General features: G+C 62.9%; 24 protein-coding genes and 1 tRNA gene. 15 read left to right on the top strand and 10 right to left on the bottom strand.

Annotated elements, in window-relative coordinates:
* Positions 1-14: 14 nt before the first annotated feature.
* Positions 15-863: a polyamine aminopropyltransferase gene (gene speE, locus AB1781_10750; protein ID MEW5705045.1), complete on the bottom strand. Its 849-nt coding sequence runs from the start codon at positions 861-863 to the stop codon at positions 15-17.
* Positions 860-1,324 (bottom strand): adenosylmethionine decarboxylase, encoded by a 465-nt coding sequence (gene speD / locus AB1781_10745; GenBank protein ID MEW5705044.1) that lies wholly within the window; start codon positions 1,322-1,324, stop codon positions 860-862. The genes speE and speD overlap by 4 nt, the downstream gene beginning before the upstream one ends.
* 487 nt (positions 1,325-1,811) lie before the next feature.
* Here speD and AB1781_10740 point away from each other — a divergent pair, with 487 nt between their 5' ends.
* Complete coding sequence (locus AB1781_10740) at positions 1,812-3,107, top strand: hypothetical protein (protein ID MEW5705043.1); 1,296 nt, start codon at positions 1,812-1,814, stop codon at positions 3,105-3,107.
* 6 nt (positions 3,108-3,113) lie between these two features.
* Here AB1781_10740 and AB1781_10735 read toward each other — a convergent pair whose 3' ends face one another.
* The 3 genes from AB1781_10735 to AB1781_10725 are packed head-to-tail and all read right to left on the bottom strand — an operon-like array spanning position 3,114 to position 7,337.
* The gene (locus AB1781_10735; GenBank protein MEW5705042.1) at positions 3,114-4,901 is read right to left on the bottom strand and encodes an acyl-CoA dehydrogenase; all 1,788 of its coding nucleotides are present in this window, start codon (positions 4,899-4,901) and stop codon (positions 3,114-3,116) included.
* Positions 4,902-4,905: 4 nt separating this feature from the next.
* Entirely contained in the window at positions 4,906-6,327 is a 1,422-nt protein-coding gene (locus AB1781_10730; GenBank protein ID MEW5705041.1) for an FAD-binding oxidoreductase, read from the bottom strand.
* Entirely contained in the window at positions 6,324-7,337 is a 1,014-nt protein-coding gene (locus tag AB1781_10725) for an L-threonylcarbamoyladenylate synthase (GenBank protein ID MEW5705040.1), read from the bottom strand. Before AB1781_10725 ends, AB1781_10730 begins: the two co-directional genes overlap by 4 nt.
* Positions 7,338-7,990: 653 nt before the next feature.
* On the opposite strand from AB1781_10725, the gene AB1781_10720 reads away from it, so the two are divergent.
* Positions 7,991-8,353, top strand: a complete 363-nt coding sequence (locus tag AB1781_10720; GenBank protein ID MEW5705039.1) for a response regulator — start codon at positions 7,991-7,993, stop codon at positions 8,351-8,353.
* A 98-nt stretch (positions 8,354-8,451) separates the two neighbouring features.
* Positions 8,452-8,526 (top strand) — tRNA-Val (locus tag AB1781_10715).
* Between the two features lie 212 nt (positions 8,527-8,738).
* On the opposite strand, the gene AB1781_10710 is transcribed toward AB1781_10715, so the two are convergent.
* Positions 8,739-8,885 (bottom strand): hypothetical protein, encoded by a 147-nt coding sequence (locus tag AB1781_10710; protein ID MEW5705038.1) that lies wholly within the window; start codon positions 8,883-8,885, stop codon positions 8,739-8,741.
* Positions 8,886-8,888: 3 nt separating this feature from the next.
* Positions 8,889-9,248 (bottom strand): type I restriction enzyme endonuclease domain-containing protein, encoded by a 360-nt coding sequence (locus AB1781_10705; GenBank protein ID MEW5705037.1) that lies wholly within the window; start codon positions 9,246-9,248, stop codon positions 8,889-8,891.
* A gap of 76 nt (positions 9,249-9,324) precedes the next feature.
* On the opposite strand from AB1781_10705, the gene AB1781_10700 reads away from it, so the two are divergent.
* The 9 genes from AB1781_10700 (at position 9,325) to AB1781_10660 (ending at position 17,237) form a co-directional block, all read left to right on the top strand.
* Positions 9,325-9,825 (top strand): phasin family protein, encoded by a 501-nt coding sequence (locus AB1781_10700; GenBank protein MEW5705036.1) that lies wholly within the window; start codon positions 9,325-9,327, stop codon positions 9,823-9,825.
* A gap of 208 nt (positions 9,826-10,033) precedes the next feature.
* A complete protein-coding gene (locus AB1781_10695; GenBank protein ID MEW5705035.1) occupies positions 10,034-10,300 on the top strand; it encodes a GIY-YIG nuclease family protein in 267 nt (88 codons plus the stop codon).
* A 530-nt stretch (positions 10,301-10,830) separates the two neighbouring features.
* Positions 10,831-11,058 carry a ChaB family protein gene (locus tag AB1781_10690; GenBank protein ID MEW5705034.1) on the top strand — a complete coding sequence of 76 codons (228 nt, stop codon included), beginning with the start codon at positions 10,831-10,833 and terminating at the stop codon, positions 11,056-11,058.
* A gap of 161 nt (positions 11,059-11,219) precedes the next feature.
* On the top strand, positions 11,220-12,179 hold the full coding sequence (locus tag AB1781_10685) for a hypothetical protein (GenBank protein MEW5705033.1): 960 nt from the start codon (positions 11,220-11,222) through the stop codon (positions 12,177-12,179).
* A gap of 97 nt (positions 12,180-12,276) precedes the next feature.
* Positions 12,277-12,402: a type B 50S ribosomal protein L36 gene (gene ykgO, locus AB1781_10680; GenBank protein ID MEW5705032.1), complete on the top strand. Its 126-nt coding sequence runs from the start codon at positions 12,277-12,279 to the stop codon at positions 12,400-12,402.
* Between the two features lie 189 nt (positions 12,403-12,591).
* Positions 12,592-14,079, top strand: a complete 1,488-nt coding sequence (locus AB1781_10675) for an FAD-linked oxidase C-terminal domain-containing protein (GenBank protein MEW5705031.1) — start codon at positions 12,592-12,594, stop codon at positions 14,077-14,079.
* A gap of 9 nt (positions 14,080-14,088) precedes the next feature.
* A complete protein-coding gene (glcE, locus tag AB1781_10670) occupies positions 14,089-15,330 on the top strand; it encodes a glycolate oxidase subunit GlcE (GenBank protein MEW5705030.1) in 1,242 nt (413 codons plus the stop codon).
* Between the two features lies 1 nt (position 15,331).
* The gene (gene glcF, locus AB1781_10665) at positions 15,332-16,627 is read left to right on the top strand and encodes a glycolate oxidase subunit GlcF (GenBank protein ID MEW5705029.1); all 1,296 of its coding nucleotides are present in this window, start codon (positions 15,332-15,334) and stop codon (positions 16,625-16,627) included.
* Positions 16,628-16,685: 58 nt separating this feature from the next.
* Complete coding sequence (locus AB1781_10660) at positions 16,686-17,237, top strand: tetratricopeptide repeat protein (protein ID MEW5705028.1); 552 nt, start codon at positions 16,686-16,688, stop codon at positions 17,235-17,237.
* 30 nt (positions 17,238-17,267) lie between these two features.
* Here the strand turns inward: AB1781_10660 and pyk are convergent, their stop codons facing one another.
* Complete coding sequence (gene pyk / locus AB1781_10655) at positions 17,268-18,689, bottom strand: pyruvate kinase (GenBank protein MEW5705027.1); 1,422 nt, start codon at positions 18,687-18,689, stop codon at positions 17,268-17,270.
* A 169-nt stretch (positions 18,690-18,858) separates the two neighbouring features.
* Between pyk and AB1781_10650 the strand changes: the two genes are divergently transcribed.
* Positions 18,859-19,386, top strand: coding sequence for an adenine phosphoribosyltransferase (locus AB1781_10650; GenBank protein ID MEW5705026.1), 528 nt, complete (start codon positions 18,859-18,861; stop codon positions 19,384-19,386).
* 154 nt (positions 19,387-19,540) lie between these two features.
* On the opposite strand, the gene AB1781_10645 is transcribed toward AB1781_10650, so the two are convergent.
* Positions 19,541-20,902, bottom strand: a complete 1,362-nt coding sequence (locus AB1781_10645; GenBank protein MEW5705025.1) for a porin — start codon at positions 20,900-20,902, stop codon at positions 19,541-19,543.
* Positions 20,903-21,035: 133 nt separating this feature from the next.
* Between AB1781_10645 and AB1781_10640 the strand changes: the two genes are divergently transcribed.
* Together AB1781_10640 and AB1781_10635 are read left to right on the top strand one after the other, a co-directional pair.
* Complete coding sequence (locus tag AB1781_10640) at positions 21,036-21,860, top strand: N-formylglutamate amidohydrolase (protein MEW5705024.1); 825 nt, start codon at positions 21,036-21,038, stop codon at positions 21,858-21,860.
* Positions 21,861-21,940: 80 nt separating this feature from the next.
* Positions 21,941-22,243 carry a DUF1244 domain-containing protein gene (locus tag AB1781_10635; GenBank protein ID MEW5705023.1) on the top strand — a complete coding sequence of 101 codons (303 nt, stop codon included), beginning with the start codon at positions 21,941-21,943 and terminating at the stop codon, positions 22,241-22,243.
* Positions 22,244-22,260: 17 nt separating this feature from the next.
* Here the strand turns inward: AB1781_10635 and AB1781_10630 are convergent, their stop codons facing one another.
* Complete coding sequence (locus AB1781_10630) at positions 22,261-22,851, bottom strand: tetratricopeptide repeat protein (GenBank protein MEW5705022.1); 591 nt, start codon at positions 22,849-22,851, stop codon at positions 22,261-22,263.
* Positions 22,852-22,883 lie beyond the last annotated feature (32 nt).

The following is a 22,883-nucleotide window of genomic DNA, read 5'->3' as shown; positions in this document are numbered from 1 at the left end:
CCGCCTGAAACGGCTCAGCCCATCAGCTCACGGATATAGGTGGGAAGGGCGAAGGCGGCAAGGTGGATATCTGGGTTGTAGTAACGGGTGGAAACGCCGGAGCCCGCGAAACGGCGTTCGATCGTATCCCGTGAAACGGCCCGGTTTTTCTCGGAGAGCGACGCCCAGCCAAGCGTCATGAACCCTCCGACATAGGTTGGCACCGGCACGACGAGAAAGCTGGAATCGGGAAAGAGTCCGCGGAACAGCCGATGGGCGCCGCGGGCTTCCTCCGGTTGCAGGAAAGGCACGCCATTCTGGGCGATGAGAATGCCCCTTTCGGTCAGGCATCGCTTGCAGTTCGTATAGAACTCTTTCTGGAAGAGGACGGTGGCCGGGCCGATCGGATCCGTCGAGTCGACGAGGATGACATCGAAACGCTCATCCGTCTCGGCGACGAACTTGGTCCCGTCCTGGATGATGAGCTCGGTACGCGGGTCCTTGAAGGCATGGCCAGAGATGGCCGGCAGGTATTTTTTGGATAGCTCGACCACGCTTGAATCGATCTCGATAAGCGTTGCCTTCTCGATCGGGTGCTTGAGAGCCTCCCGCAAGGCGCCGCCGTCACCGCCGCCGATGATGAGAGCCTTCTTGACCTCGCCATGGGCGAAGATGGCGGGATGCACGAGCATCTCGTGGTAGAAGAATTCATCGGCCTCCGTCGTCTGAACGTTGCCGTCCAGCGCCAGGACGCGGCCGAACTGGGGATTCTCGAAGATGACGAGATCCTGGTAATCGGTCTTTTCACGATGAAGGATTTCAGCAACCTTCAGCCGCTGCCCGTGATGTGGGTACAGCGTTTCCTCGAACCACCGATCCGTCAAATCGTGAGTCCTCGACGCTGCTCGTGAAGCTGGACCGTCCGCGGGTTCATGGCCCTGCGGAGAACGGGAATGGCCTTATAGGGGTCGCAGGCCCCGCACATGAAAATATCGAGGGCGGCGTATCCACGCTCCGGCCAGGTGTGGATGCTGATATGGGATTCGGCGAGAACGGCAACGCCGGAAATGCCGCCGCTCGACGTGAAGTGATGTAGCCGAACGTCGAGAAGCGTCGCCCCCGCCGTTCGCGCGCCTTCGCGCAAGGCGGTCTCGATGATATCGAGTCGATCGAGATTTTCGCACCCCCAAAAGTCGAGCAATAGGTGCGTGCCGGCGTAAGCCATGCCATTTCGCTGGATGAAGTAATCCACCACTGGCGTGGCGGTGTGCAAAGTTGGCGTGGAGTCAGGAATGTCCTGCTCGGGCGGAACCGCCGTGTTTGCAACGGTGATCCTTCGTGCCATTGCAAGCACTCCTCTAATTCGAACCCGGGATCGGCGGCGTTGTTTCGCTTATTGCCGAGCAGAATGCAAGCCAAAAATCTGCCTACTTCCCCGATGCGTGGCAAGCGAAACCACATGGCCGCCCTTTTGAGCGGGACGGGGAATTCGTTTGGCCGCCTTCGCCCGAACGCCGCGGCCCGAACGCCGCGCCCTTTTGCGAACGGCATCGGGAAGGCGAGAGAAGGGCAGGTCGCGATTGACAGAAGAAGATTTTAGTTAATAGTTAATTAATTGGAGAATTAGCCAAAGTATCAGGAAAGAATAAATTTATAAATAGATAATAAATAAACTATTTCTACCAATAGTTAATCTACGTATTTGTATTTCTATTTAAGGTAGAGATGATTTTAACTTAGTATTCTTATGGTGGTAAATGGCCGAGCCTAATCCGCCTCCGCCGAATCCCCAACCGGTGTCCGGGGTGGCCGTCGAGGGGTCGGCTGCCGCCTTGCCCAACGAACCGTCCGTCGCCCTGCCGGATTTCGCGGCACTTTTTCTTGCCATCGGGCCGCTCGATACGCCACCGATCGGGCAACCGGCGGCCGGCGAAGACGACGAAGAGGATGGCCGTGCCTCTGGCCTTTCCGACGCCACGCACCGGTCGGCCGAAACGGTCGCCTCCGCCGGTCCAATTCCGCCGTCTGCTGCCGATTTCGCCTTCGGCTCGACCTTCGCCATTCCGCCCGAGGCCGAATTTCTTGCCGAAATCGGGGCCGTGGAAGGGCCGGGCTCCTTTCTGATCGCGACACCAAGCCGGGACTTCCTTCCGGCCGCGCCGATCGTCACCCCGCCGCCGGTGCCGCCGCCGGTGCCGCTCGGTCTCACGCGGATCGGCGGTAACGGGGACGATCTTTTCACTGGCACGAATTTGCAGGATTTCCTGTTCGGCGAAGCAGAGGACGATCGGCTGGAGGGGCTTGGCGGAAGCGACTGGCTTGAGGGCGGCAACGGCAGCGACCGGCTGTTCGGGGGCGCGGGTTCGGATCAACTCTTCGGCGGGCCGGGCGACGATTTCCTCGACGGCGGGCCGGGCGACGATTTTCTCAGCGGCGGTTTCGGCGATGACACCTATTTTCTGGATGACCCCGGCGACACGGCCTTCGAGGCCTTGCCGGGGCTATCCGGCGGGTTTGACACCGCCGTGGCGGGCGATCCGTTGATTGCCGCCATCGGCGCCGGTTCGGCGCCGGCGACCTTCGTCTTCGCGGGCGGCGCGCTCGGCGGGAAGAGCCCGGTCGACGCGGGCCATCTCTTTTTCGTTGACAACAATATCGAAGCACTTCGTCTGGAGGGAGGTCTCGCGGCCAACGCGATCGGGAACGCCGATCCGAACACGATCACGGGGAACGAAGGGGCGAATACGCTTTGGGGCGGCGACGGCGACGACTTCCTTTTCGGTATGGGCGGCAACGATACGCTTGCCGGTGGCAATGGCGACGACTTTCTGGCGGGCGGCGATGGCGACGACATCTATCTTTTCTATGGGGACGAGACCGGCTTCGATGTTGTCCAGGATATCTCCGGCGTCAATTTTGCCCGTCTCCTCGGCTTCACGTCGACGACGGAAGCCCTTGGCGTCGTCGATGGCGCTGGCGATCTCACGCTTTTTGTCCACGACACGGCCGCACCCTTCGTGCTCTTCCGGTCGCTTTTCCGCGTTGACGGTTATGCCGGTAACCCGGGAAGCTTTGCCGGCGTCGAGCTGGCCGGTTTTTTCTTCGCGACCGACGATCTGGTCGTCTGACGCCGTTTAAAGCCGGTCTTCCGGGATCGCCATGACGCTTGCTCCGCCGCTGCGGACGGCGGCGGCGAGGGCCAAGGCCTCGGGAAGGATACGCTCCGCATAGAAGCGGGCAAGGGCAAGGTGGGTCTCGAAATAGACTTTGTCGGCGCCGTCTTCCGCCTGTCGCCTTGCGGCGGCCAGGGCGGCGCGCGCCATCAGGTAGCCGCCGGCGACCGTCCCGAAGAGACGAAGATAGGGGGCCGCCCCGGCGTCCGCCGCGTGGGGGTCGTCGCGGCCCGCCTCGAGCAGGAAGTCCGTCGCTTCGCCGAGCGCCTTCAACCCCGCGTCGAGTCCGCGATGAAGGGGGCCGAAGGCGTCGTCCGGCCGCCGCAAGGCGGGCAGCAAGCTTGCCATGTCGGCAAGAAACGCCCGTGCCGCCTTGCCCCTGTCGTGCCGCAGTTTCCGCTGGACGAGGTCCATTGCCTGGATGCCGTTGGTCCCTTCGTAGATCATGGCGATGCGGGCGTCCCGCAGGTGCTGGGCGGCGCCCGTCTCTTCGATATAGCCGACGCCGCCATGGACCTGGACGCCGAGCGAGGCGACCTCGAAGCCGACGTCCGAACACCAGGCCTTCACCACCGGGGTCAGCAAATCCACGCGGGCCTGGCTTGCCTTTCGCACGTCGGCGTCCACGTGATGGCGGGCGAGGTCCTGCGCCTCCGCCGCGAGATAGGCAAGGTAGCGCGTGGCTTCCGTATACGCCTTCATCGTCATCAGCATCCGTCGCACGTCGGCGTGCCGGACGATGGGAACGTCCCCGCCGCCACCGGCCGCGCGGCCCTGGACCCTTTCCTTGGCGTAGGCGATCGCCTGCTGGGTCGCACGTTCGGCAAGCGCCACCCCTTCGAGGCCGACGGCGAGGCGAGCCTGATTCATCATCGTGAACATGTAGACGAGACCTTCGTTCTCCTTACCGACGAGGTAGCCGACCGCGCCGCCTTCGTCGCCGTAGGACAAAACGGCGGTCGGACTCGCGTGGATGCCGAGCTTGTGTTCGAGGGATACGCAACGAAGATCGTTGCGTTCCCCCAGCGACCCGTCCGCCTTGAGGAGAAACTTCGGCACGATGAAGAGCGAAATGCCCTTCGTGCCCTCCGGCGCGTCGGGGGTGCGCGCCAGCACCATGTGGACGATGTTTTCGGCCAGGTCGTGCTCGCCGTAGGTGATGAAGATCTTCTGGCCCGTCAGCCGATAATGGGCCCCCTTGCGCACCGCGCGCGCTTTTGTGCGGGCAAGGTCCGACCCGGCCTGCGGTTCCGTCAGGTTCATCGTGCCGGTCCATTCGCCGGAGACGAGTTTTGGCAGGTAGGCGCGTTTTTGCTCCGCGCTGCCGTGCCGGCCGATTGCTTCGATTGCCCCTTGCGTCAGCATCGGACAAAGAGAGAAGGCCAAATTGGCGGACGCCCACAGCTCGGCGATGGGGGTCGCGAGCAGCCAGGGAAACCCTTGCCCGCCGATGGCCGGCTCGAAGGGAACCGCGTTCCAGCCACCGGCGACGAAGGCAGCGTAGGCTTTCTTGAAGCCCTTCGGGGTCCGCACGACGCCGTTCTCGAAGACGGAACCTTCCCGGTCGCCTGTCCGGTTGAGCGGCGCCAGCACGCCGGCGGCGAACTTGCCGGCTTCCTCGAGCACCGCCTTGCCGAGATCCGGCGCCAACATCTCCTGGAAGGCGGGCAGTGCGGCGAGGCGTTCCGTCCCGATGACATCGAAGATCGCAAAGCCGATGTCGCGGATGGGAGCTTCAAAGGGGGGCATGGCTCTAAAGTACCTTGCCTGGATTCAAGATGCCGTAAGGGTCGAGGGCGTCTTTCAGGCGTTGCATGAGATCGATCTCAACCTTGGATTTGTAGTGTCTTAGCGCATCCCGCTTTACTTGTCCGATGCCATGTTCGGCGGAGAACGAGCCGCCAAGCCCAACGGCAATGTCGTGGATCCACCCGTTCACCTCGTCCCACTTTTCCAGATACGCGCGCAGGTCGGCTTTTTCCGGCTGGCTCAGATTGAAATGCAAGTTGCCGTCGCCGACATGGCCGAAGGCGACGATGCGCACGCCGGGAAGTTTCTTCGTAACGAGCGCCGTCGCCCGCTCCATGAATTCCGGGATTTTCGAGACCGGCACGGAAACGTCGTGCTTGATGCTGCCGCCTTCCTGTTTCTGCGCCTCGGGCAGCGAGTCGCGAAGCCGCCAGAAGGCTGCGCGCTGCGCGATCGTCTCGGCGACCGCGGCGTTCTCGATGAGGCCTTCCGCCGTCGCCTTCTCCAGTAGGCCAAGCAGCAAGGGTTTCATGCCGCCGTCCGCGCTCGTCGAGGCAAGCTCCACCAGGACGTACCAAGGGTAGCGTTCGCGAAACGGGTCGCGCGTGCCGGGGGTGTGCGCGAGTACGAAGTCGATCCCGATCCGCGGCAGAAGCTCGAAGGCGGTCACGCTTTCCCCGCCGCTTTTTCTGGCAAGGTCGAGCAGGGCGAGACCCGCCTTCGGATCGGCAAGGGCGACGAAGGCGGTTGCCACTTCCCTGGGTGCTGCAAAAAGCTTCAGCACGGCGGCGGTGATGATCCCAAGCGTTCCTTCGGCGCCGAGGAAGAGCTGTTTCAGGTCATAGCCGGTGTTGTCCTTGCGGAGCCCGCGCAAGCCGTTCCATACGCGGCCGTCGCCCAGGACGACTTCGAGCCCGAGGGTGAGTTCGCGGGCGTTCCCATAGCGAAGGACGGCGTTGCCGCCGGCGTTTGTCGAAAGCACGCCGCCGATCTCCGCGCTTCCTTCGGAGGCGAGGCTTAAGGGGAAAAGCCGGCCGGCGCGCGCCGCTTCCGCCTGAACATCGGCCAAGATGGCGCCAGCCTCGACGGTGATCGTGTCGTTGGCCGTGTCCAGCTCGCGTACCCGGTTCATGCGCCGCACGCGCAGGAGGATTTCGTCGCCCGCGGTGTGCGGCGTGGCGCCGCCGACGAGGCCGGTGTTTCCGCCCTGCGGCACGATTCCGATCCGATGCTTCGCGCAGATGCGAACCGTTTCGGCGACTTCCGCTGTCGAGGCGGGCTCGGCAAGCCCCAAGGCTTTGCCCCGATAGCGGCCGCGGGCGTCGGTAAGAAGCGGCGCCAGGCGGGTGGCGTCCTCGGTCCAGCCCTTGGGCCCCAAGGCGGCGGCGAGTTCGGTCTTTACCGGGTCGTGTTCGCCGCTGGTCATCGGGGCTTGGCTTTTTCCCATTGCGGCCTGATCTCGACGTCCGCCACCGCTCCGGCGGCGGCCCGCCGCAAGCGGTCGTTGATGGCCACGCCAAGCCCTTCCTCCGGGATCGGCATGACGGCGATCGCCCGGAAGCCCGACCAATCCAGCTCGCGAAAGAGGCGATAGAAATTCGCCGCCGCCTCGACGAGATCGCCCTTGAGGCTCAAATTACGCTCGGCCGCAAAGCCGGTGATGGTGTGAGGCCCGAAAGCAAGCAGCGCTTCGCCGGCCTCGACGGCGGTGGCGTTCAGCCGAACCGGGATCGAGGGCGCGTAGTGGCGATCTCCCATGCCCGGCGAACGCGGTCTTTCCCGGTCGCTTTGTGTCACCGCGGGAATTTCCCCGATGACGTCCTCGATCATCTCTTTCGTGATGGCGCCCGGACGGAGAAGGCGGGCTTTGTTTTCGCTCACGTCCAACACGGTCGATTCGATGCCGAGTTCGCAAGCACCCCCATCCAGGATGAGATCAACCGCCATGCCGAGGGAGGTCATGACGTGATCGGCCGTCGTTGGGCTGATGCTACCGGAGCGGTTGGCGCTGGGGGCGGCAATTGGGCAATCCGCCGCCTCGAGAAGCGCCCTCGCGATTGCGTTCGCCGGCACGCGCACGGCGATGGTGTCGAGGCCTGCGCTGGCCAGCAGGGAGACGCCCGAATCTTCCCGGCGCTTCAACACGAGAGTGAGCGGCCCCGGCCAGAAGCGCTGGACGAGGCGATGCGCCCGCTCGTTGAAGACCGCCACCTTTTCCCCCGCCGCCACATCCCGCAGGTGGACGATAAGCGGGTTGAAGGAGGGGCGGGACTTGGTCGCGAAGATCCGTGAAATGGCCTGATCGTTCGTCGCATCCCCGCCAAGGCCATAGACGGTCTCGGTCGGGAAGGCGACAAGGGCGCCTGCGCGCAGCCTCTCTCCGGCAAGCTTTAGGTTTTCCGGCGTGGCCGGCAGGATATGGGGGGCGGGCTCCATGGGCTAGGCTTGCGTTGCGGTTGGGGAGGTTGCGCTTGGAGGCGGAGTGTAGCGGAGTTTTGTGTTCACCCCCATTTTTCGCTACCCGTCATACGGTATGCGGTGGTGATTTTCGCCTTTTCTCTTTGCGGTGCAAAAATTCGACGCATATCATGCGCTGCAAAATTCTACATGTAATTACGATGGTATGCAAATAATACCGTAATCCTCGATATTTTTCCGATATACGTGTAGGAATCAGCCAAATTCAATAAATGCATTTCTACATGTTATTTTTTGTGTTGCCTCGCACAAGATTTGACAGTATTGTGCGTCGCATCAAGATGAGTGTTGCCGGCTTCCCCCCTAGAATTTCGGCAACGCATGCTCATCTCAAGTGTATCCTCCCTTAAAGACTTCGGGGCCGCGCAATGCGGCCCCGCATTTTTTCATGCTTCTAGATCACGCTTCTAGACAATGTGGCGGGCCACATGTGGTCGGGCTTGCGGATTTCGAAGGCATCCGGCCCTGCCGGCATACCTACCGTTTCCGCAACATTTGCGGGCGTTGTTTGCTGCGGTTGCATATTTCCCATCGCCCTATAAATTCTCCTCCGAAGCTGTCCCTGTCAAAGGGTCGGAAATCTTAAAAGGCCTAAGGAGCCGATCCGGAAGATGGCGCATATTCTCCTCGCGGAAGACGACGGTTCGATGCGGGAATTTCTTGCCCGGGCGCTGCGTAAAGCGGGGCACATCGTCGTCGGGGTCCGGGATGGCGAGGAGGCCTTGAGTCTTGTCCGGCGGGTGCCGGACTTCGAGCTCCTGCTTGCCGACATCGTCATGCCGGGCATGGACGGGATCGAACTGGCCCAGCGCGTGGCCGATGAATTTCCGAAGATCCGAATCATGCTGATCACCGGCTTCGCCGCCGTTGCCGTGCGCGCCCGCGAAACGTTCGGTGACCGGACGAAGGTGCTTTCAAAACCTTTTCACCTGCGCGACCTCGTTCACCAGATCGAGGATATTCTGGTCGCCTGACAGGGATCGTCCCGGGCCACTGCCAAGGCTTGCAAAGTGACGGGCTTCGGTCATAATCGCCGCCCTCGCAGCCCGGCACCCGAAGATGGCCGGCAGGAGGGCGCGTAGCTCAGCGGGAGAGCACTACGTTGACATCGTAGGGGTCACAGGTTCAATCCCTGTCGCGCCCACCATTTTTTCAATCGGCTGGCATAAAGTGGTTACCTATTGTTTCTGTTGGGTCGGCACAGGGTCAGCATAGCAGTCGGACTGGAGTGTCTGATTGAGTTTGAAGCTGTGCCCCTCGAAACAGCATAACGGGAACAAGAAGCCGTGGTCGATGCCGACCAGCGCTGGGGCTCTTCCACCCGCCGCCCTATCAGCCAATGGGCAAGCCCTTCCGCGTTCAGTATTTACGAGGGCTCAGCAGCGGCAGCACTTCCGCCGGTGGCGCGTCGCCCTTGGCCATATAGACGCGCAGGCCCTTGAGGCTCGCAGTTGGCGCGCCGCCGTCCGAATAGTCGATGCCGATATGGCGGTCGAGGGCGGACATGGCTCAAACTGCCCAGCCGGCATAGAGGGCTTCGGCCTGCTTCAGCACCGTCTGCGTCGCTTTCTCCCGTTTGTCCGGCGGACCGCCATCTTTGCGCAGGGTGCGCTTGACCAGCACGCGCAGTTGCGCGCGCACGTTATCCCGCAGAGTCCAGTCGATCGTGACGTTGTTGCGGATGATCGCAACCCGCTCGCCCTTCAGCGGCTTCTGCAACAGCTCCACGGCGAGGTTGCGCTGGGGCATTCCCCGTACCTCGGTAAGAAAGTCATCGAAGAGGATCGAGATGTCGGGCTTTGAAAAAGCGGCTTTCTGTTGTTTTGTGCACCGCAATATATTCTTGACAGATTGCCCCAGAAAGCCCACATTTTCGCTATATTGTGCAGTGCAACATAGACGCCGAATCGCGCCAAGTGCGTCGGTCTAGAATGAGGAGAGTGTTATGGACAAAACGAACCCATTTTTGAAGAATCCATTTTATAACGCGGACATCACGACGTTCGTCGATAAATTTCGCCTGCCAGGGGTGGAAGTCGAGGCATTGACCGCGAGTCAGCGTAAGAACATGGAGGCGGTGACAGCCGTCGGCCAGCTTGCCTTTGAAGGATTCCAGTCGCTGGCGAAGCGTCAGGCCGAACTCGCGAAGAACTGCTTCGAATCCTACACGAAAGGGGCAAACGCGCTCATTGGAGCCGAGACGCCAGAGGAAAAGGCGTCGGAACAGGCCAATCTCGTCGAGTCTCTTTTCAAAGAGATGGTCTCCAATCTCAACGAACTTACGGACCTGACGACGAAGTCCGCAGATGCAATTGTTCATGTCGTCCAGACGCGCTTTTCGGAAGGCCTCGACGAGTTCCGTGAGGCGGCCCAGACGCAGAAGCCGGCGGCCGCCAAAGCGCCTGCCGCCAAGTCCCCTTACGGGAAGACCCCTGTGAAGTCCTAACAGCGTTCCATGCGATTTAGCCGGATCGAGGCCGTCGGGAGACCGGCGGCCTCCTTCTTTTCGGGCTGTGCCTCTTGAAAATCCCGTCCGCTAGTGTCGATATTCAATGCGATCCGGATGGCCCGCGCAATACCGGTGCCGGTGCCGATCCGTTTTAGTGCAGTGACGATCTCCCCTTTATGAGCAGTTGTCCTGCTAACCTAAACCAATGCCATGTTTTGTGTATGTTTTGGAAAGCGAAGGTAAAGGTGGATACCGCACCTACGTGGGCTGGACCACCAATTTAGAACGCCGTCTCCGCGAACATAATTCAGGTACCGGCGCGCGTTCGACCCGCGGGCGCAAGTGGGTTCTTGTATATGCCGAGCGTTACGACACGCGTGGCGAGGCGATGAGCCGGGAATGGCATCTCAAGAGGGATCGGCAATTTAGGAAGCGGCTGGTACCTGTAATTGCTTCGGTTGATTGGGCCTAGCATAACGCGGGAGAGATCGGCTTTGGCATTGTCACACTGCAAGAATCGAGGGGGAAGACCGGTCCTCTATCATTGAAGATGCACGACGCGATACCGGGCGGCCGCGTGGCAACGCCAAAACCAGGCAACTTGTCATCCAAACGCATGGTGCGCTTGCCGTCCGGGTCGGGGCGGATCGTGTCCACCGTGCGCTTGTTGATTCGAGGCGTTTTTTTCTCCGCGTCGTGCTGACTTTTTGTGCCGGGTCAACACAGGGTCAGCAAATGAGAGGAAATGAAGTGTCAAAATGTCTATGCCGCCTACGTGCAACGTAAGGAAAATACGGCGGCATTAGAAGCGAGTGGTTGGAGACTGTAAGAGTGGGTCGGCAGTAGAAATATGTATGATGCGGTGTTGACATCGTAGGGGTCACAGGTTCAACCCCAGTCGCGCCCACCATTTTTTCAATCGGTTAACGTGGTCTTTTCCGCGTCTCCGCCGTGTCCGTTGCGGGTATCCTTATCCCCGTCGTGTCACGGCAAGGAGAACCCATGCCCTATCGGGACAACGCGGCGCTGCCGGCTCGCGTGCGGGCACACCTTCCCGCCCATGCCCAGACGATCTACCGGCAAGCCTTCAACAGCGCCTTCCGGGCTTTCGCCGATCCGGCCAAGCGCCGCGGGGAAGCGGGCCGGGAGGAAGCCGCCCATCGGGTGGCCTGGGCCGCGGTAAAGCGCAAATATGAAAAGCGGGACGGGGAGTGGTGGCCGCAGGCTTGACCCGCGGCCGTCTTCGCCCCCTTTGCTGGCCATCGCAGGACACCGGCGCGGCTTCCGCATACCGCAAGATGCAATTCGCTTAATTCGAATTTAAGCCTTTTCCGAGACGATCCACCGGCTCCCGCTATTCCGGAAGACGCAAATCAAACAGGGGAGAAAGCGTGTCACTTTCCACCGCCCTTCGGCTGCTCACGCATGGGGAGGGTTCCTCGTACCGGCGCTTGCGCGCTTGGTGGGAGGGCCGCAGTTACCAGGGCGGCCAAGCCGCACCGGCCGTCATGGCCTCGTTCCTTGCGCCGGCGTTGGCGTCGGCGCCGGTGGACTTGTCGAACCCTTGGTCGCCGGCGCGCTTGCGCCTGCTGGCCGAGTTGTGGGGCGAGGGGTTCACTTCCCCCGGCGGCGAGACGTTCGCGATCGAGCTCGTGAAGCCGGTGGCGCTGAACTCGGCGATGAGCGTTCTCAACCTCGATGCGCATCTCGATGCCGTCGCCCGCGCCGTCGCGAACAGCTACCAGATGTGGGTGAACGCCTTCGAGTCGAACGAAACGCTTGCCCATCTCGGCATGAAAATGTCGGAAGACGCCGGATTTGCCAAGCGCGCGCCCGTCGAGCGGTGCGATCACGAAGCCCTTGGCGAGCGGCTGAAACGGGACCGGCGTCTCTACGATTGTATCTTCTCGAAGGAAGGCTTCTACCGCATCGCGGACAAGGACCGGCTGTTCGCGGCGATTTGCGAAGGCCTGAAGGGGAACGGCCAGCTCATCTTCACCGATTACGTTCTGCAGGAAAGCGGCGTGGCGCCCCCGGAAGTGACGGCGTGGCTGGAAGCGGAAGGCAATGTTCCGCCGCTTTGGTCCATCGCGCAGGTAATCGAATGTCTGAACCGCTTCGAACTCGACATCCGCATCACCGAGGACATGACGCAACGCTATCAGCAGATGGTGCTGGAAGGCTGGCGGGCCTATGTCGCGCGGATGCTGCGGCAAAAACCCGAGCCGGCCATGCTGCGGGCCGTCCTGCGCGAGCTTGAAATCTGGGTGCGGCGGATGCTGGCGCTCGACCGCGGCGGGCTGCGGGTCTACCGGGTGCACGCAATCAAGCCGGAATCCTTAAAATTCTAAAGGGGTTAGGAACCCCGCTTCGTGAATTGACAGGGCGTCCCGCTCTCCTTATGTTGGCGCCACTTTCCCCAAGCTTTCCGAAGTCGAAGGCAGCGCCATGAAGGTTGTTAACTCTCTCAAGTCGGTGAAGAAGCGGCACAAGGACTGCCGGGTCGTCCGCCGCCGTGGCCGTGTCTACGTCATCAATCCGAAGCGGCCCCGCTTTAAGGCCCGTCAGGGCTGAAACCGCGCCCGCTCCTTTAAAGTTCCTAAAGCCCGGCTAACATCCGAGATTTCGTGCGGAGGGTGGCGTTTGCCGCCTTTTCCCTGCGGGGCTAGGATGGGTCGTTGCGGCAATCCTTGCGCCGGTCTCCGTGCCGGCCGCGGGCCGTGCACGGACAAACAACGCCCCCTTCGGGTTCAAGGAGAACGCATGCGCCTGCCGGAGCCGGACGCGGCCATCCTTTCCAGGCGAGCGAAAATCGTGGCGGATTTGTCCACGATCGTCGCCGCCGACGGCGTAATCGCGGATGCGGACGGTCTTTCCGTCTACGAGACGGATGGCCTGAGCAGCTATCGGCAATTGCCGCTCCTTGCCGTTCTTCCCCGCTCAACGGAAGAAGTCGCCGCCGTTCTCGCCTATTGCCACGCCGGGCGTATCAAGGTCGTTCCGCGCGGCGCCGGCACCGGTGTTTCGGGAGGCGCGCTGCCGCTTGCCGACGGCGTGCTGCTGGGGCTTGGCAAACTGAACCGCATCCTCGAGGTTGATTTTCCGAACCGCTGCGTCGTGGCCCAACCCGGCGTTACGAACCAGGCCATCACGCAGGCGGTCGAGAGGGAAAATTTTTACTACGCGCCCGATCCCTCCAGCCAGTTCGCCTGCAGCATCGGCGGCAACGTGGCGGAGAATTCCGGCGGCATCCATTGCCTGAAATACGGCGTCACGACGAACAACCTGCTCGGTCTCGAGGTCGTGCTGATGGACGGCCGGGTCGTGCGTCTCGGCGGCCGCGCGATGGACGCTTCTGGCTATGATTTTCTCGGGCTTTTGACGGGCTCCGAGGGCTTGCTCGGCGTCATTACCGAAGTCACCGTCCGTATCCTGCCGCGGCCGGAAACGGCCCAGGTGCTGTTGCTCGGCTTTGCCAGCCACGCCACCGCCGGCGATTGCGTCGGCGCCATCGTCGCCGCCGGCATCATCCCGGCGGCGCTTGAGCTTATGGACAAGGCCGCCGTTGCGGCGACCGAGGCCTTCGTGCGGTCCGGTTATCCGCGGGAAGCGGAGGCCGTCATCCTCGTCGAGCTCGACGGGACGACGGTCGAGGTGGACGACCTCGTCTTGCGCGTACGCAAGATCGCCGAGGATTTTGGGGCCATCGTCGCCGGGGTGGCTGAAACCGAGGAAGAACGCGTGCGGGTCTGGGCGGGCCGCAAATCCACCTTCGGTGCGGTGGGCAGGCTGGCGCCGGATTGCTACGCGCTTGACGGGACGATTCCGCGCGGGAAACTGGCCGAGGTTTTCCTGAAGACAGGCGAGCTTGCGAAAGCCCGCGGTCTTCGCATCGTGAATGTCTTTCACGCCGGCGACGGCAACCATCACCCCCTCATTCTTTTCGACGCGAACGTGCCGGGGGACCTCGAAAAGGCGGAGGCGCTGGGGGCGGAAATCCTAAAACTCACCGTCGAGGTGGGCGGCGCCCTTTCCGGCGAACACGGGATCGGCGTCGAGAAACGCGATCTGATGCGGACGGCGTTTTCGGAAATGGATCTCGAACACCAGCAGCGCGTGAAGTGCGTCTTCGATCCGCACTCCCTTCTCAACCCGGGAAAGGTGTTCCCGACGCTCCACCGGTGCGCCGAGATGGGGCGGCTCCGCGTCCGCGAAGGCAAGATGCCGTTCCCGGACCTGCCGAGATTCTAGCGCAGGGCGATGGCAATCCTTTCTCCACGGGACGGCAAGGATATCGCGGCGGCGCTTGGCGATGCGCTCGCTGGGCAGACCACCCTGGAGGTCCGGGGCGCGGGCACGAAACGCGCCCTCGGGCGTTCCGTTGAAGCCATTGAAATTCTTGATGTTTCATTACTTTCCGGCGTGCCAATGTATGAGCCGAAGGAACTCGTCTTCACCGCTCTTCCGGCGACGCCGCTCGCGGAGATCGAAGCCCTGCTCCAAGGCCAGGGTCAGCAACTCGCCTTCGAGCCGCCCGATTACGGCGCGCTGGTCGGCGGCGCGCCCGGCAAGGCGACCCTGGGTGGGGTGCTTGCCTGCAACCTTTCCGGGCCGAGGCGGGTGCGGGCGGGTGCGGCGCGCGATCATTTCCTCGGCTTTCGCGCGGTGAGCGGCCGGGGTGAGCGTTTCAAGTCCGGCGGCCGCGTCGTCAAGAACGTCACCGGCTACGATCTTTCCAAGCTGATGGCGGGGTCCTTCGGCACGCTTGCCGTGTTCGAAGAGGTCACCCTTAAGGTTATGCCGATGCCGGAGAAGACGCGAACGATCCTCCTCTACGATCTCGATCCCATGACCGCCGCGGAAGCGATGCGCGAAGCCCTTGCCTCGTCGAACGAAGTGTCCGGGGCAGCCTACCTTCCGCCCTGCGTCGCCTTGCGTTCGGCGGTGGATTTTGTCGCCGGCGGCGGACGTTCGGTCACGGCACTTCGCGTCGAAGGGCACGGGCCTTCTGTCCTTCACCGGGCAGTACGCCTGCACAAGCTTGCGGCGCGTTTCGGGAAGACGGAGGCGTTGCACGGCGCACGTTCGGCGATTTTCTGGCGGGAGGTGCGGGACGTGGATTACTTCGCGAAAGCAGCGGAAGAAAAAGGAAAGGAAGACGTCGTCTGGCGATTGTCCCTGCCGCCTTCGGCCGCGACCGGCGCGGTCGAGACGATCTTGAGCCAGGCGGCGGGCGAGGCCTTCCAGGACTGGGGCGGCGGGCTCGTCTGGCTTCGACTCAAGGCGTCCGGTCCGGGGGGCGCTTTCGCAAGCCTCGTCCACAAGACAGCGATCGATGCCGGTGGGCATGCGCTGCTTGTTCGGGCGCCGGAGGAAACGCGGAAACGCGTTCCCGTCTTCTCGCCGCTGCCGGAGGCGGTTCTCCGCCTGACGGAGGGTTTGAAGCAGGCTTTCGACCCTTTGCGCATTCTCAACCCCGGCCGTATGTATATGGGCATTTGACGTGAAGACGGATTTCTCGATCGCCAAGCTTGCCGACCCCGAGATCGTCGAGGCGAACCGGATTTTGCGCAGCTGCATCCACTGCGGCATGTGTCTGCCCGCTTGTCCGACTTACGTCATCAACGGGGACGAACGCGACAGCCCGCGCGGGCGCATCTACCTCGTCAAGAGTCTCCTCGAGCAGGATGGCCCGCCATCGCCCGGCATCGTTCCCCATTTCGATCGGTGTCTCACCTGCCTTTCCTGCGTGACGGTATGCCCGGCCGGCGTGGATTACGCCCACCTTATTGATCGCGGCCGCGCGCGCGTCGAGGAAGGCCATCGCCGACCCTTGCCGGAACGCCTTCTGCGTCGCCTGCTTGCCCGCCTGCTTGCGCAACCCCGGGCCTTTCGCCTTGCCCTTGGCATGGGGCGTCCCTTCCGCGCTGGGCTGGCCCGTCTGCCGGGCAGGCTCGGCCGCCTGGCCGCCATGACGCCGGCGGAATTGCCGTCGCCTTTGCCTGGGGCCGGGCCCGCCGTCCACGCCGCGGAAGGAAAAAGGCGGGCGCGCGTCCTCCTTCTCGAAGGCTGCGTTCAAGCTGTCTTGAGGCCCGCGATTCATGCGGCAAGCGTGCGGCTTTTGACCCGTCTCGGCGCCGAGGTCGTGGTGCCGGAAGGGGCGGGGTGCTGTGGCGCGCTTGGTCATCACCTGGGGGAGCGGGCCCTTGCCAGGAGACTGGCCCGCAAGAACCTTGAGGTCTGGACGCAAGCGATCGCGGAAGAAGAGGTGGACGCGATCGTCGTCAACGCCTCGGGCTGCGGGACGTTCGTAAAGGATTACGCCTTTCTTTTCCGGGACGATCCGGCGCTGGCGGAAAAGGCGGCGCGGGTTTCGGCCCTGGCCTGCGACGTGAGCGAGGTCGTCGAGCGGCTCGGGTTTGCGCCGAGGGAGCCGCGTTCGCTTGCCGTCGCCTACCATCCGGCCTGCGGGCTCCATCACGGCCAGCGCATCGGGGACCTTCCCCAGCGGCTGCTCGGGCGGGCGGGTTTTCAGGTCGCGACGGTCCCGGATTCGCATCTCTGCTGCGGCAGCGCCGGCGCCTATCACCTGCTGGAGCCGGCCTTCGCGGACGAGCTTCGCGCCCGCAAATTGGCCGCGATCGAAGGGTTGGTTCCGGCGGTCGTCGCCACCGGCAACATCGGCTGCCTGGATTGGCTGTCAAGGGGAACCGGGCTTACGGTCGTGCACACGATCGAACTGCTTGACTGGGCGACGGGCGGGCCGGAACCCGGTCGCGCAAGCCTCTCGGACGGTTAACGGGATCGTGATGAGGACCCGCTTGGCGGCCCCCGGTTTCCGAGCGTATGCTTTGCTCATGAACCGCTTCCCTATCGTGATATTGGCCTTCTTTCTGTTCGCCGCCGTGCCGGCTTCGGCGAACCAGGACGATCCCCGCCTCGATGAACTTTTCGGCCGGTTGAAGGCGACGGGAGACCCGGTCGAAGCGGCCACCCTGCAGGAGATCATCTGGCGGCTCTGGCTCGAAACCGATAACCAGAAAGTTGCGCGCCTTTTCGAGCAAGGCCGGGAAGTCATGCTGCGCGAGGACTACGTGACCGCGCTTCACATCGCTTCCCGAATCGTCGAGATTGACCCGGCCCAGGCCGAGGGTTGGAACCTTCGCGCGACGGTTTTTTATGTGCTTGGCGACTACGAGTCGTCCATCCAGGACGTGGAGAAGACGCTGGCGCTTGAGCCGCGGCATTTCGGCGCGCTGGTCGGTCTCGGCATGATGCTCGTCGAAATGAACCGGGATCAGGATGCGTTGAAGGCGTTCGAACGGGCGCTCGCCCTCAATCCCCACCTCGAACAGGCGCGCCAGCAGATCGAGGCGATCAAGCTTCGGGTGCAAGGTGACGACGTTTAGGGCGACCGGGCGGGCCGCCGCTGGCCGCGGCTAGCGCCTTTTCACGGTGGCAATTCGAAGAATGTTCGTGCTGCCCGGCGTGCCGAAGGGCATGCCGGCGGTCACCACGATCCGTTCGCCGGGACGCGCGAGCCCTTGTTGGAGAGCCACGCGTTTGGCCTTGTCCACCATGTCGTTGAAGTCCTCGACCTCCGGTTCGACGACGCTCTGCACCCCCCAGGTGAGTGCCATTTTCCGGGCCGTTTGCCGGCGGGTCGTGAGACAAAGAATCGGGACGTCGGGACGTGCCCGGGCTGCCCGCAGAGTCGTCGAGCCGGAGGTCGTATAGGTCACGATGGCGGCGGCCGAGATGGTCTGGGCGACGTGGCAGGCCGCCGTCGTGATGGCGTCCGCGTCCGTTGCCTTCGGGGGCGGGCGTTCGGCGTCGAGAATGGCTTGATAGTGGGGATCCTGTTCGACGCTTGCGATGATTCGGCCCATCATCCTGACCGCCTCGATCGGGTAGTGACCGGCCGCCGTTTCCGTTGACAGCATGACGGCGTCCGCGCCTTCGTAGACGGCGGTGGCGACGTCGGACGCCTCGGCCCGTGTCGGGGTCGCGGCGTCCACCATCGAAAGCAGCATCTGGGTCGCCACGATGACCGGTTTGCCCGCCTGTCGGCAGACGCGAATGATCCGCCGCTGGAGGCTGGGCACGTCTTCCGGCGGCAATTCGACGCCGAGATCGCCGCGCGCCACCATGATGGCGTCGGAAAGCTGGACGATCTCATCCAGATAGTCGATGGCGGCCGGTTTTTCGAGCTTGGTGATAATCGCCGCCTGGTTGCCGACCAGCTTTCGGACTTGCCGGATATCGTTCGGCCGCTGGACGAAGGAAAGTGCCACCCAGTCGACTCCCATCGCGAGGGCGGCGCGCAGGTCGTCGCGGTCCTTCGCCGTCAAGGGCGAGATCGGAAGCTCGATGCCCGGGACGTTGACGCCTTTGTGGTCGCTTAACTCCCCGCCAGCGATGACGATGGTATCGGCGAAATCGCTTCCACACTTGCGCACGCGAAGCCGCACGCAGCCGTCGTCGAGAAGAAGGTCGGTCTTTGGTTTGAGGACCGCAAACACCTCGCGGTGAGGAAGCGGCGCGCGGGTCGCATCGCCTTTCCGCTTGGAAAGGTCGAGGCGGAAGGGTTTCCCGGCTTCGAGGGTGACGGGGCCTTCCTTGAATTCGCCGAGGCGAAGCTTGGGCCCCTGCAAATCCGCCATCGTGCCGATCGTCCGCCCGGCCGATTTTTCGGCTTCTCGGATAAGGGCGTGGCGCCGCTGGTGATCGGCGTGGGTGCCGTGGCTGAAGTTCAGGCGGAAAACGCCGACGCCGGCTTTCACCAGCGCCCGGATCGCCTTGCGGTCGGAAGACGCCGGCCCTAGGGTGGCGACGATTTTTGCCTTCCGGTTATGGTACATGATCGGCACCCTAATCCTTGCGCCTTGGTTCGGGAAGCGCTTTCTGCTCCGGAATCAAACGGTTGGGGGCATGCTCGGCGTTGGCAATCCGGTCTCAAGTCCTTACACTTTCCCGTCCGTTTGCCGAGGCAGGCAAACGCCGGTGGAAAGACAAGGGGCCGACCTCATCATGCACATCAAGAACAAGATCCGCACCATTCCAGACCATCCGAAGGCCGGGATACTTTTCCGCGACATTACGACGCTTCTCCAGGACGCCGGAGGTTTCCGCAAGGCGGTGGACGAGCTTGTCCAGCCGCACGCCGGCGTTCGCATCGACAAGGTGGCGGGAATCGAGGCGCGCGGCTTCATCCTGGGCGGCGCCGTGGCGCACCAGCTCTCGACCGGCTTTGTCCCGGTACGGAAGAAGGGAAAGCTTCCCTGGAAGACGATCGCCCAGGAATACGAACTCGAATACGGGACGGATTGCGTTGAAATGCACGAGGACGCCGTCCGCAAGGGCGATCACGTGCTGCTGGTGGACGACCTGATCGCGACCGGCGGCACGGCGGCGGCGGCCATTCAGCTCATCGAGCGGGTCGGCGGCCGGGTCGTCGGTTGCAGTTTCGTCATCGGTCTTCCGGACCTCGGCGGTCAGCGCCGGCTTGAGGCGATGGGAAAAAAGGTGCGCGTCCTCGTCGAGTTCGAAGGGGAATGACCGGTGCTCGGTAAAAAAATCCCCCTCCGGGGGAATATCCGGAGGGGGAGCTTGTCTCTACCAATTGTCCGCGGCGGGGGTGTATCAGCCCCACCGCGGGGGGCTTTGTGTTTGAACGGTAGAGTTTAGGAAACCTCGAAGCATCGCGTTGTTCCTAGAAGTCGACCTGGGCGCGGAGCAGGAAGATCTGCGGGTCGTCGTCGCCGCGGAAGGTCTCGCCAGGCAACAAGGGGGCTGAGCTGCCGGTCGCCTTGTTGTCGTTGTTGACCCAGATGTAGTTCGCCATCAGCCGCACATAGGGCGTGGGGTACCAGTTGAGCGCCAGCGTCACGTTCTTCTCGCCACCGCCGTTGATGTCCTCGTCCGTAAGATCGATCCCGCTGTAGCGTAGCGCGACCTCCCAGGCGCCGTAGCCGCCGTCGGGAACGGCGCGGGTGGGCTTCAGACGGTCGAACCGTCCTTTCTTGGGATCGTAGGTGCGGGATTCGCCGGTTAGGAAGAAGCTCAAATAGCCGTACCACCCGTCGAAGCTGAGATTGGCCAGGGTGTCGCGGGTCGTGCGCAGGGTCATGTATTCGCCCTGGGCGGAAAAAGGCCCATAGACGGCCGCCGTTTCGAAACCATAGAGGAACTGGTTGTTGATCTTGCCGGGGATGGTGCCGGTGTCTACGAAACGAACGCTGGTAACGTGGGCTTCGGGCCGCTGACGGATGCGGATCGCTTCGTCTCGCGGGTTGATCCAGCTTCCCGCCACGCCGAGATGGATGGCCTCGGTCTTGCCGTGAATCGGCGCGAAGGTCAGGCGCGCGGTCGTGGTGTAACTTTCGTCGCCCTCGTTCGAGACGTCATTTCCTTCAACGCCGCCCGCGAAGGCGAGGCCGGCCGACCAGTTGTCGCCATTGCTGTTGAAGCCGACGCCGATCCTGTGGGCGAGCGAGAAGACGTTCGGCAGGGCGCGCTCCATGAAGGTGATATGGCGGGAGCTCGTCAGCTCTTCGAGGCTGAAGGGCTGTTTAAACTGGCCGACAGTTATGCCGACGTCGGAGAACCCCTTGTATTGCAGGTAAACGTCTTTGAGGGAGACGCCGTTGTTGGCGAAGTCGGGTTCGATCTTGAACGCCCAGTCCTTGAACATCTTGCCTTCGACGTGAATACGGACGCGGCGGAATTCCGTGCCGTCGCCGAGTTCGGTCTTGTCCTGGTCATAACTGTTGTAGTCGGCCTGGAGGCGTCCGCCGACCTTGAATTCGAAGTTGCCGTCTTTCGACTTTACGGCGAGGCCGCCCTTGGTCGTCACCTCGACGTCGCCGCCGCCGGTCGCGGCCTGCTTCGTTTGTTCCGTCCGGACCTTCTCAAGCTCCCGGCTGATGTTGTCCATCATCTTCTTCTGGGTCTCGAGCTGCTGCATAAGCTGCTCGATCTGCGGTTGTCCGGTCTGGGCAAAGGCTGGCAGTGCCACAAGCACGCCGGCAACGGATAGGGCCGTCGTCTTGGCCAGAAAACGCGAGCGGTGCATTCTTCTTCTCCCGATTGGTTGGTCGTGGTCCGTGGGGTAACGCGGAAAGGTGTAGGGAGAAATCGTGTCCGCAAGATGACGGGGATGTGACGGATTGATGAAACGGGCCCGGTCTTTCGGCTATTCTTCTCCCATGGCGCCCGCATCGGAAAACCGGCAAGCTCTGCCCTGGATCGGGCCCGATGATCCGCCGCCCTTCGAGGTCGTGAACCTTGAGGGAAAAGCGCCCGTCCTTTTGACCTGCGATCACGCCAGTGCGGCGATCCCGCGGGCGCTTCGCCGCCTCGGCCTTGAGGAAAGCGTGCTTTCCCGCCACATCGCCTGGGACATCGGCGCCGGCGAGATGGCGCGCGCGCTTGCGCGCCGGCTGGATGCGCCGGCCGTTCTTTCCGGCTATTCCCGTCTTCTGATCGACTGCAACCGATCGCTCGCGTCGCCGACCGCCATCGCGACGGAGGCGGACGGCGTTCCGATACCCGGCAACGCGAATCTTGCGCCCGACGAGCGGCGGATGCGGGCGGAGGCCTTCTACTGGCCCTATCACAACGCGATCGCCGATCGTCTTGCGGATTTCAATCGGCGCGGTGTTTCACCCGCCGTTCTTTCCGTGCACAGCTTCACGCCGGTGCTCGGCGGCTTCGAGCGCCCGTGGCAGATCGGCGTTCTGTGGGACGAAGACCCCCGGATCGCCAAGCCGTTGATGGCGATTCTCAAGGACCGCCATGGTGTCGCCATCGGGGACAACCAACCCTATGCCGGACGCGACAACTATGGCTACACGATGGAGCACCATGTCGTGAAGGCGGGCCTTCCCCAGGTCCTGGTCGAAATTCGCCAGGACCTCATCGACACCCGTCACGGCGTCGAGGCGTGGTTCGGCATCCTGGGTCCCGCCTTTGAGGAAATTCTGAGCGATCCCGAACTCTACCGCCAGGCGTGGTTCGCCGAACGCCGCTGAGACCGGCAGGGAAAGAGGCTTAACCGGGCGGGCCTAAGTCCCTATATCTGGGATAGCAGGGGAAAACTTTGGAGGAGCCAATGGACAAGCAAATGCAAACCGAACTCGAAGCCGCCGCCTTTCGCACTCTCGTCCAGCACTTGCGCGCGCGCACCGACGTGCAGAACATCGATCTCATGAACCTGGCCGGCTTTTGCCGGAACTGCCTGTCGAAGTGGTATCGCGCCGCCGCCGAGGAGCGGGGGCTCGCCCTGTCTTACGACGAGGCCCGCGAGATCGTTTACGGCATGCCACATGCCGAGTGGCAGGCGAAGTATCAAAAAGAAGCTTCGCCCGAGCAGCTTGCCGCCTTCGCCGAGACCCGGAAGAAGGCGGAAGGGTAAACCCTCCGCCTCGCGCCTTAGTCGGGCGGGTAGCGGTAGTCGGGGTTGTAGTCGGAGGTGAGATCGCCGCCCTTTTCGGCGCGGTCATACCACATCTTCGCTTTCTCGATATCGCTTTCAATGCCGACGCCGCCGGAGGTGTAGATCTCGCCCATGCGCCACTGGGCCTCGAACATGTCCTGGTTGGCGGCTTTCTCGATCCACCGCACGGCTTCGGCGAAGCTGCGCTCGACGCCAAGCCCGCGCATGTAAAGACGCGCCAGCTCAAACATCGCCTTGGGGTGGCCCTTGTCGCCGGCCGCCCGGTACCACTGCGCCGCCTTGTCGAAGTTTTGGGCCATGCCGATGCCGTGGTGGCTCATATAGCCGAGGGTATAAAGCGCGTTCACTTCGCCCTTTGCCGCCGCCTTCTCGTACCAGGCAATCGTCTTGCCCAAGTCCTTTTCGACCCCGCGGCCTTCCTGATAAATGATGCCGACCGCGTATTGGGCGTTTGCATCACCCGCTTCGGCCGTGGCCAGCAATTCCTCGAAAGAGGTTTCCCGCTCGCCGCAGGCGGCAAGGCTTGCGCCAAGCAGCAGGATGGAAAGGAATCCGATCAACCGCATCGTCTTCTCCTTGTATTTGCGATCCGAATGCC

This window comes from Pseudomonadota bacterium (assembly GCA_040752895.1).
Taxonomy (GTDB): Bacteria; Pseudomonadota; Alphaproteobacteria.
Note: the sequence above shows the minus strand (reverse complement) of the source record. Positions and strands in the feature narration are given on the sequence as shown.